The organism is Pseudanabaena sp. UWO310, assembly GCF_006861605.1.
Lineage (GTDB): Bacteria > Cyanobacteriota > Cyanobacteriia > Pseudanabaenales > Pseudanabaenaceae > Pseudanabaena.
Genome location: NZ_SELU01000026.1, coordinates 57974 through 67414 on the forward strand (window position 1 = coordinate 57974; position 9441 = coordinate 67414).

The following is a 9441-nucleotide window of genomic DNA, read 5'->3' on the forward strand; positions in this document are numbered from 1 at the left end:
GCGAAGTAGCAACCAGAGAGGATACCGCCCGCGCAGCGGGCGGTATCCTCCTCTGGTTGCTACTTACAAACAAATCCCTGAAAAGATCAGAACATAGTGGATATACTGCGATCGCTTCCCATTGGACTTTATCTCGAACAGCCCATTACATGGCTGCATCGAATCGATCCACGCATTAAATTGTTTGGACTATTAACCATTTTATTGTCACCGATCCAAGCCAATGAACCTTGGCGGATTGCGATCGCAGTTTTACTGATCTTGCTGACCCTAGCATCACGTATTCCGTTGCGGGTTTGGAAACAGCAAATGGGGATTTTACTGTTACTTGGCTTTATGACCTTGGCGATCGCTACAGTTTCTCCTGATGGGACTAATGCCACAATTCAGCCTCGTCGCCCCATTCCTGAAATCGAGGTAACCAGCACCAATCCGACGGTTTCCCCCCTAACGATTAGCCTCCCCCAACCTAATTCCTATCGGTATGTGCTTTGGAAAGCAGGAAATATTACGGTTACTCGCCGATCGCGTGAATTGGGCGTGCGTGTTTGCACCTTGATTTTTACCTATCTGTACGCACCGACATTGTTTTTACTGGTGACTGCACCTGAGGAAATTACTGCGGCGATCGCGGCAATTTTTGCGCCTCTGAAACTGCTAAAAATTCCCGTAGTAGAAATTGTGTTGACTTTGACGCTTGCGCTCCGTTTTGTTCCTCTGGTTTTAGAAGAAGTCCAGAACCTTGCAAGAGCCATGCGGACGCGATCGATTAATTGGAAAAAGCTCGGTTTCAAACGGACTACTCAAATTTGGTTAATTCTGGCGGAACGATTGATCGACAATCTCTTCATTCGTGCCGAACAGACCGCTAGTGCCATGCAAGTACGCGGATTTACCACCCCAAATACGCATCTCGTAGTTTGGAATCCGCTTCGTTTTTTCCCTCGCGATATAGTTCTATTAATGCTGATCATGGCAATGTGGGGGGTGAGAATTTGGCTGGGCAATGATATTTAAAGAATAAGTAGCTAGGCATAGAAGAGCATACCGCCCGCGCAGCGGGCGGTATGCTCTCTGTTTTGGTTTTTTATAGCTACAGTCACGGACAAATCAAACCCCAAGAATTGACTGGCGGCGCGAAGCGCCGCCAGTCAATTCTTGGGGTTTATGTCCTAGTACAATTGGCGATAGCTATACTTATGCCTAGCTACTTATTTTATGAGAATTCAAAATTCTTCTTTTCGTTTTAAAAAATTTACGGTCAATCAAGATCGCTGTGCGATGAAGGTAGGGACTGATGGCATTCTGTTAGGTGCGTCTGCGAGTCTACCCGAACCCGCTCAAATTCTGGATATCGGGACTGGGACTGGATTGTTAGCACTAATGCTAGCGCAGCGATCGCCCTCGGCAAATACCACGATCGATGCCGTGGAAATTGATACGGAGTCCTACCATCAGGCAAAAGAGAATATCCAGCAATCACCTTGGGGCGATCGCATTAATATCTACCGCGCCAGAATTCAAGACTTCGCGATCGCCTGTCCCCAGCAATACGATCTCATTATTTCCAATCCACCTTTTTTTGTTAATAGTTACAAGTCACCCCAAGCATCCAGAAACTTGGCTCGCCATAGCGATAGTCTGCCGCAAACTGACATTCTCCAGATCGCCCGTCAGTTACTCAAACCCCACGGTCATTTAACAATTATTTACCCTACCGACTTGGCTAAAAAATTTTTAGATCATGCGAGGGATTTTGATCTGTTTTGCGATCGCCAAGTCTATATCAAACCCTTACCCCACAGTGCGATCGAGCGTATATTGCTAGAGTTGAGTCCCACTAAATATCCTCTCCGAGAGACTTTCCTCACCATCGAAGAGGAGAAACATGTTTATACGCCAGATTACCTTAGGTTAGTCAAAGACTTTTATTTGTATTTATAGCTAATGTTACGTGGAACGAATATTGCCCTCACCCCCCAGCCCCCTCTCCCATCAAGGGAGAGGGGGAGTAAGACTAATTTCTGGTTCCCCTCTCCCTTGATGGGAGAGGGGCTAGGGCTGAGGGGCTTGAAAGCTTCCACGTAACACAAGTTAAGAAATGGCGTAGCCATTTCTTAACTTGGTATCACATCTGTTGCAAGTATCTTTCACTTCCTAAATCATCGAGTTTACTTTGCTTTTCCATTACCATATCCGCTAGGGATTGACGATAGGTAATTACGCGTTCGAGCAGTTCGGCATTGTGGCTAGCGAGCATCTGTACCGCAAGCAGCCCTGCATTATCAGCATTGCCGATCGCTACTGTGGCAACGGGTATGCCCTTAGGCATCTGCACGATCGAATAGAGCGAATCCACACCATTAAGCTGTCGCGTGGCAACGGGTACGCCAATTACAGGCAGAGGAGACAGCGCCGCTACCATTCCCGGAAGATGCGCCGCACCGCCAGCCCCCGCAATAATCACCTTAATGCCGCGTATATGGGCATTATTGGCAAATTCCACCATTCGATGAGGGGTGCGGTGAGCGGAGATAATTGCGACTTCATAGGGAATTTCAAACTTTTGACAAATGGCGATCGCGCCTTGCATGGTGGGCAGATCGGAGTCACTGCCCATAATGATACTGACTTGTGGTGGATTTTGCATCTTCTCGGTCTTAATCTAGATTTTTAAACATTTTTGAATATAGCAACGTAAGGTTTACTTAAAACCTAAAAGCCCAAAGATGAGTGGCGGCGCGAAGCGCCGCCACTCATCTGGCATAGCCTAGATTACCGTCTTTGCGTTTCGTTAATTTGCCACTGTTTCGACGATTCATCCCAAACTAAACTCATCCTCAGCGTTTCAGGGAAAACTGCCTTACCCTTTTGGTAGGTGAGATCCATATCAATGGTTGCGAAATTCTCTTTGGATTCAACAATCCGCACGTCATTAACTGAAACTTGACTCACAGTTCCCCACCAATCGGTGAAAGATTTATATCCACCAGCGCGATCGCGTTGAAATTTTGGGGTGAGACTGCGCCATGCATTCTGAAATTGGCGATCGTTGATCAGGCTGTAATAATCTCGAACTGCTTGCTCAGGAGAAGGTCTTGTCGGTGATGGAGTTGCTGTTGGTGATTTTGTGGGAGTCGCCGTTGGAGAAGGGGAAGGAGAAGAGGTCAAGTCGCTTCCTGTAAAGCGTTGAGAACTAGCGTTAGCATCAAGACTGGCATAGGCACAATAGGCATCATCGATATATTTGAGATGTTCTTGCAACTTCACGATACAACTATCTAAATCTTTAAATTGGCTGGTATATACCTGCTGAAATTGATTATTTCCCAAGTTGGGATAGTCGGGTATCCAAAACATGCCAGCATCTTTATACCCTAGTGACTTCAACTTCTCCACTCGAAACCCAGCCGATTCTTTATCTTTATAAGCAGAATCGGCAAGGAAATAGAAGGGAACTTTAGCAACGGGTTTATTAAAGGGAGAGAGTTTGTTCCAAAGAGCGACAATACCGCCATTTTGCGAGATGACAACACCTAAAGCGATCGCCGCGCCGATCGCTCCACCCACGATTACCGTAGCTACGATCTGCCCTAATATCTTTTTCTGCGGATTTTGCTGCGATTGGTAAACATAGACTGAGTGATCGGGAGGTTGAGCGGGAATGGATTGCTGGGGAGTGAAAGGAGGGGTATAGCCTCTGGGTGTTACCGCCACAGTCTGCATATTCGACATCGCTGGCGAAATGGGAACTTGCTTAGGAGTATTTTGCCTGACTTGATTTTGTTGTAGTGCTTCCAGCATTTCCCTCGCCGAACTATAGCGATCGCGTGGATCGAACTGGAGCACCTTCGCAAAGATAGATTTTAAAGTTGCGCTAATGTCAACGACATGAGACTGCCATAGTACCTCTCCCGTTTGCGGATCAGTACCCAATTCTTGCGGATATTTTCCCGTTAGGGCAAAGATGGCGGTAAGCGCAAGGCTATAGAGATCGCTCGCAAAAAAAGGTCTACCCGCCGCCTGCTCTGATGCCATAAATCCTGGCGTACCAATAACGATCGAATGAGCCTGTTGCGCCGAGCTGCGGATCGTACTGACATTGAGGGTTTCTTTCACTGCCCCAAAGTCAATTAATACGGGTTCTCCCGATCGCAAAATAATATTGTCAGGCTTGATATCTCGATGAATAATACCGCGATCGTGAACATAGATCAGCGTTTGGAGAATACTAATCAGTAATTGTCTGACAGCCTCTTCAGACCACTTCCCACCACGTTCGATCGTTTCGGTTAGGGTCAATCCATCAATCCATTCTTGGACTAGATAAAACAATCCATTTTCCGTAAAGTTAGCATAAAGCTTAGGAATATAGCGATTTTCCTCTCCCAAAGTTTCTAAGACCGCTGCTTCGCGATGAAACCTTTGCTGTAATAACTCATACATTTGCGGATTATCCGCGACGGGTTTAAGCTGCTTGATCACGCATCGACGGTTGGATGGCATTTTGGTGTCTTCAGCCAAATAGGTTTCCCCAAAGCCGCCACTGCCTAGGACGCTAGTGACGCGATAGCGGTTATCTAAAAGGTTTGACATCATGGAGTTTATATTTATCGCTACTAGCGATCGTACAGCATAAATAGTGTTTTGCGTTGTTTGCTAGGTTCTGACGTTTCACTTCCGATTAGATCGAGCTGTTCCCTAATTTCTTGGTTGAGGGCATAAAAATCTGATTTTTGCGAAGTCAAAGGAGCGTCAATGGAATAAACCTCAACGATCGCTTCTCTCCCTTTCGCATAGAAATCTCCCAGCCTTAATGGTTTCCAAGAATCGCTAAGCCCCTCCCTCACCGCCGCCGAAAACACTAAAAATCGATTTAACTGTCTAGTCAGCGATTCAATTCTCGCTGCCACATTTACCGCATCACCAATGATCGTATATTCCTTTTTGGTTTGAGAACCAATATTCCCTTCTAAAACCGTTCCCTTAGACAAGCCAATCCCCACATAAAGCACGCGCAAAGGGCTATTAACAGGCGCTTGATTGCGTAAATTTTCTAGTTCTGATAGAACATCGAGACTTGCTTGTAGGGCTTCATCGGCGTGATCGCCATCAAAATAAGCCATCACACAATCGCCAATAAACTTCGTAACTTCGCCCCCCCTTGCGGCGATCGCATTAGTACAAACCGTAAAGAATTGATTGAGTAACTCCACAACTTCGGTTACTTGCAGCTTTTCCGTGATACTAGCAAAACTCATTATATCGGCGAAGAAGATAATCTTCTCGGTGTAGCGTGGAATCAGCGTGAGTGGATTAATTCCATTCTCCATCGCCTGTAAAACCCCTGAATGGGTATAATTTGCTAAAATTATTTTGGATTCCCCCAGAGTTTGCAAGAGAATCTTGATCGGTTGCAATAACAAATCATTTTTTTCATCTAATATAATGATTTCCATTGGCCAGTCTGGAAATCGTCTTTGGGCGATATTCTCTTCAGATTTAAGACAGCGAATTTGATGGTGACGCTCATCTTTTAAGATTTTGGCATATAGGCGATCGACCCGCCCATCTTCTCCTTCTAAAATCTGAAAGAACATACTGCCACAGGACATCAATACCCCTGTAATGTCTTCTTGAGAATTATGCTTTTGCGAGACATAGCCAATACTCTCGATTTCTGATTTGATCAGCGATCGCGAGAAGTTGCTGATATAGGTTATCCTTTTCATAAAATTGCGATATAGAGCATAACGAAAGAATTCAATAAATTAAAAAATTAAAACTCGCTCCCATTATTTGTAGCCTGAACGACAACAGAAACGTAATCGGCAATAAGGCGTAAACGAAAATTATAAAAAACCTTCAACTATTTGTATCATATAATACCAATTCCCAAAAGTATGACAACACTTTTGGGAATTAAAAACTAAGCCTAGCAAGGGTTTTCAAGGTAAGTAGCTAGGAAAAACCAAAACCAGAGAGCGTACCGCCCGCTACGCGGGCGGTACGCTCTTCTAGGTTTTAAGTTTACTTATGCCTAGCTACTTATAACTGCGTTAGGACAAAATTAAATTTCCAAAAGAATATCATCACTTTTCTCGTTGAATTCTAAGCTATCTTGAGTTTGGTATTAATCTCTTTCCTGCTATTTAGCCAATAGGTCATCATTTCCCCCTTACCTTTAACCATGATTATGCCGCGTTTTTCACAATTAAATTGCTCGCGGATGCGGATATAGGTGGATTCTGTAACCTGAATGGCATTTGCCGTTCCTAAGGATTCCATACGGCTAGCAACATTGACCGTATCGCCCCAAAGATCGTAAATAAATTTCTTTGTCCCGATTACGCCTGCAACTACTGGCCCAGAATTAATGCCAATTCGCATCGCAATTTGTACACCATCGCGAGATTTCACATGGGCGATCGCTTTTTGCATATCGAGAGCCATATTAGCGATCGCGATCGCATGATCGCCTCTAGGCTGAGGCAATCCACTCACGACCATATAGGCATCGCCGATCGTTTTAATCTTTTCAAGTTTATGGCGATCGCACAGATTATCAAAGATAGAAAAGATGCGATTGAGCAGACCGACGACTTCCGTGGGGGACATATGACTAGAGAGTTCCGTAAAGCCGACAATATCGGCAAACAAAACCGATACTTCTTCAAATCCATCCGCCATCGATGCGCGACTATGCTTGAGTTTTTTAGCAATTCCTTCGGGCAGCATATTTAGCAATAGGCTTTCCGAGCGATCTCTTTCTGCCTGTAGTTCTTGCTGGATGCGAATGCGTTCCGTTACATCGCGAAAGTACCACACCATGCCATAAAACTTACCTTCGGGAGAATGCACCTGTCCCGAATAGCAATCAAACACGCGATCGTTGGCAAGATAAATTTCTTGTTGGGTATATATTTCTGTCGAATCGTAGGCATTTTCTAGAGCTTCCACCAGTCCTTCGGGTAGTTGGAGGTGGTGCTGCAACAGGCTCAACAAGCCACCATATTCCACGGATTGCAGTACAGCTTCAGGAATTTGCCACAACTGACAAAACCGACTGTTATAGCTCACAATCCTCCCTTGCTCGTCCACTGCCAACACTCCATCCACGGAGGCTTCGCGTTGTGATTTCAAAAGGGAATTGCTGCGTTGTAGGGCTTCCTCAATTTCTCGACGTTGATCAATGCTGGTCAATTGATGCGATCGCCATAGGGAGATCGCGACCTGTTGACATAGCGATCGCAAAACTTGGCATAGTTCGGGTTGGCATAAATTTGCCTGATCGTAATCTTCTAAATAATCTTCTAAATAAATTGCCCCCAATAAATTGCCCGATTCCCATAGTGGGATACATAGGGCAGCTTGGGGGCGATGCTCGCGCCAGTAGGGATCGCGAGCAAAATGGGACGGAGGATGGCTTTGACTCCAGTGCGTTTCAACGCGATCGCGGAGCGCCTCGCGCACCATTAAGGGCAAACTCGTAGGATTGGTGCAGTCGATGGGTAAATGTTGGATTATTTCTCGATTGGGCGATCGCTCTGCAAAGGTCGCCATGCTCGGTAATTCTTCTCGATCTACTAAAATCACCGCACCCAAATGTGCTTCTGAGATATTGAGAATGACCTTAAGACTCAAACTGATCAGCCGATCGACATTTACTTCCCGTGAAATTTCAACAGTGGATTGAAGTACTGCGGCAAGATTAAAGTTGGGCTGGTTGCTAATGTTCGTTGCGCTCATCAGTTCGATTGGGGATGTTGAGGGCAAAGACTCGATTTGCGATCGTTATGTAAGTAGCTGGGCATAATTAAAACCCAGAGTCAAAACCTGTAGCGCACGCGCAGCGTGCGCTACAGGTTTTTGGGTTTTATATTTAATTGCGCCTAGCTACTTAGTACTAATCGGATATCTCTATCAGAGCCAGAAAAATTCACACGATCTTAACCAACCTGATTAACTTGTAGCATCAGACATTTTACGTAACCTCAGCATGATATTGCCGAAAACCGAAGAAGAGAATAGCGGCGCGAAGCGCCGCTATTCTCTTCTTCGGTTTTATACCAAAACTAAATTGGTATAAAACCCCAAAGAGGGTTGCCGCGCGGAGCGCGGCAGCCCTCTTTGGGGTTTTAATCTGGCAGCTATATCGCAAAAAGATCAAAGTGCCTAAGGGCGCTTTGATCTTTTTGATCTTATTGGAGCGTGTATAGTCGTGATTGCGCTAGTCTTGCCAACCAAGGCGCGAGAAACTTCTCATTGGCTTCCCTTTCTTGGGGGTTTTGCGTTTCTAGAGGATGGGGAGCTAGACCACGCAAAGCGCCTGTCGTTACACAAAACATGGATTTTTGAAAGGACAGACAAATTTTAACGAGCAAATCCTCGACCCCGCGATCGCCATTTTGATAAAACTCCTGCAAATAGTCGGGAAGATAATGCCGCATATCTTGCATTAGTAATGTGGGTGGAATCCCCGCACCACCTACTGGCAAAGGATCGGCATAGAGTACGCCATAGTTAAACTGCGAAATTTCCTGAGCAATTTGATGCTCCTGCGCGTTGTAGGAAACCGTGCCGCGAAAGGGGAAAGATCGGAAAAATACTGCCTCGACGTAGGGCACAGCCGTATCCATTAAAAATGACAGGTTTGCCGAAGCAGGGACGATTTCGTAATCTTTCCCTGCGATCGCTACTTTGTAGATATAGGGCACGGCGGCCGCGGCCACTAGTCCATCCTGCACATGGCGAACGACATCGGGAATGCTGGTAATTTCTCCGCGATCGTAGCGATCGCTTAATTCTAAAAACATGGGCGACATGAACGACCAAAAAAAGCCAAGAGCGCTGTAGTAGGTCATTAATCGCACCTGTTCTAGCAAGAAATCGGGAAATAGGCGATGCATAATTGCCATCAAGGGATGGCGCTTTACCTTTGCCGCGATCGCTAATTGGGCGAGTTGTTTAAATTCAGTGGAGTCCAAGTAGGTATCCAGTCCGCCGCCGCCATGCCAAAACATTGCTTTCATGCAATATTCGGCAAACTCAAAATTGATGCGATCGTGCCACCAATGACGACCTAACTTTTGTAAGGACAAGTTCCCATTAAAGAACTTAAAGAAAGGGAAAAATGCAAGAAACTGATGTTCGGAAATATAGGTAAGATTGCGATGGTACTCACCCAGTACTACACCATAGCTTTTGAGAATACCCACAACCTCAAGCAAGTTGTCGGGAGAATCTGGAAGCAATGCACCACCTGATTCCAAGCGTTGCTTTACCGCAGCAAGGGCTGGTTCGATCGTTTTATTTTGGCTCAATACACTCATATGCAAATTTTACAATGCTTCACGCGAGTTTAGTCCATAAAACTCAAGAAGAGAAGGGCGGCGCTTTGCGCCGCCCTTCTCTTCTTGGGGATAGAAATATGTATGTCAC

At 45.6% G+C, this 9441-nt stretch carries 8 protein-coding genes; 3 read left to right on the plus strand and 5 right to left on the minus strand.

What is annotated here, in order from left to right:
• The first annotated feature begins 96 nt into the window (after nt 1–96).
• The 3 genes from PseudUWO310_RS10625 (at nt 97) to PseudUWO310_RS23285 (ending at nt 2088) form a co-directional block, all read left to right on the plus strand.
• Nucleotides 97–1017: an energy-coupling factor transporter transmembrane component T family protein gene (locus tag PseudUWO310_RS10625; RefSeq protein ID WP_142600915.1), complete on the plus strand. Its 921-nt coding sequence runs from the start codon at nt 97–99 to the stop codon at nt 1015–1017.
• Nucleotides 1018–1218: 201 nt separating this feature from the next.
• On the plus strand, nt 1219–1944 hold the full coding sequence (locus PseudUWO310_RS10635; protein WP_142600921.1) for a tRNA1(Val) (adenine(37)-N6)-methyltransferase: 726 nt from the start codon (nt 1219–1221) through the stop codon (nt 1942–1944).
• Between the two features lie 3 nt (nt 1945–1947).
• Complete coding sequence (locus tag PseudUWO310_RS23285; protein ID WP_223805616.1) at nt 1948–2088, plus strand: hypothetical protein; 141 nt, start codon at nt 1948–1950, stop codon at nt 2086–2088.
• Between the two features lie 40 nt (nt 2089–2128).
• Here PseudUWO310_RS23285 and purE read toward each other — a convergent pair whose 3' ends face one another.
• From purE to PseudUWO310_RS10665, 5 genes are all read right to left on the minus strand, one after another.
• Complete coding sequence (purE, locus tag PseudUWO310_RS10645) at nt 2129–2650, minus strand: 5-(carboxyamino)imidazole ribonucleotide mutase (protein ID WP_142600926.1); 522 nt, start codon at nt 2648–2650, stop codon at nt 2129–2131.
• Between the two features lie 125 nt (nt 2651–2775).
• Nucleotides 2776–4599, minus strand: coding sequence for a serine/threonine protein kinase (locus PseudUWO310_RS10650; protein ID WP_142600929.1), 1824 nt, complete (start codon nt 4597–4599; stop codon nt 2776–2778).
• Between the two features lie 20 nt (nt 4600–4619).
• A complete protein-coding gene (locus tag PseudUWO310_RS10655; protein ID WP_142600932.1) occupies nt 4620–5732 on the minus strand; it encodes a BLUF domain-containing protein in 1113 nt (370 codons plus the stop codon).
• 379 nt (nt 5733–6111) lie between these two features.
• Entirely contained in the window at nt 6112–7749 is a 1638-nt protein-coding gene (locus PseudUWO310_RS10660; protein ID WP_142600934.1) for an adenylate/guanylate cyclase domain-containing protein, read from the minus strand.
• Nucleotides 7750–8201: 452 nt separating this feature from the next.
• Nucleotides 8202–9332 (minus strand): CO2 hydration protein, encoded by a 1131-nt coding sequence (locus PseudUWO310_RS10665; RefSeq protein WP_142600937.1) that lies wholly within the window; start codon nt 9330–9332, stop codon nt 8202–8204.
• Nucleotides 9333–9441: the final 109 nt, after the last annotated feature.

What these genes read in the sequence shown, in the direction of transcription:
- PseudUWO310_RS10635 (WP_142600921.1), top strand. Translation starts at nt 1,219, where the DNA reads ATGAGAATTCAAAATTCTTCTTTTCGTTTTAAAAAATTTACGGTCAAT.
- PseudUWO310_RS23285 (WP_223805616.1), top strand. Translation starts at nt 1,948, where the DNA reads ATGTTACGTGGAACGAATATTGCCCTCACCCCCCAGCCCCCTCTCCCA.
- purE (WP_142600926.1), bottom strand. Translation starts at nt 2,650, where the DNA reads ATGCAAAATCCACCACAAGTCAGTATCATTATGGGCAGTGACTCCGAT.
- PseudUWO310_RS10650 (WP_142600929.1), bottom strand. Translation starts at nt 4,599, where the DNA reads ATGATGTCAAACCTTTTAGATAACCGCTATCGCGTCACTAGCGTCCTA.
- PseudUWO310_RS10655 (WP_142600932.1), bottom strand. Translation starts at nt 5,732, where the DNA reads ATGAAAAGGATAACCTATATCAGCAACTTCTCGCGATCGCTGATCAAA.
- PseudUWO310_RS10660 (WP_142600934.1), bottom strand. Translation starts at nt 7,749, where the DNA reads ATGAGCGCAACGAACATTAGCAACCAGCCCAACTTTAATCTTGCCGCA.
- PseudUWO310_RS10665 (WP_142600937.1), bottom strand. Translation starts at nt 9,332, where the DNA reads ATGAGTGTATTGAGCCAAAATAAAACGATCGAACCAGCCCTTGCTGCG.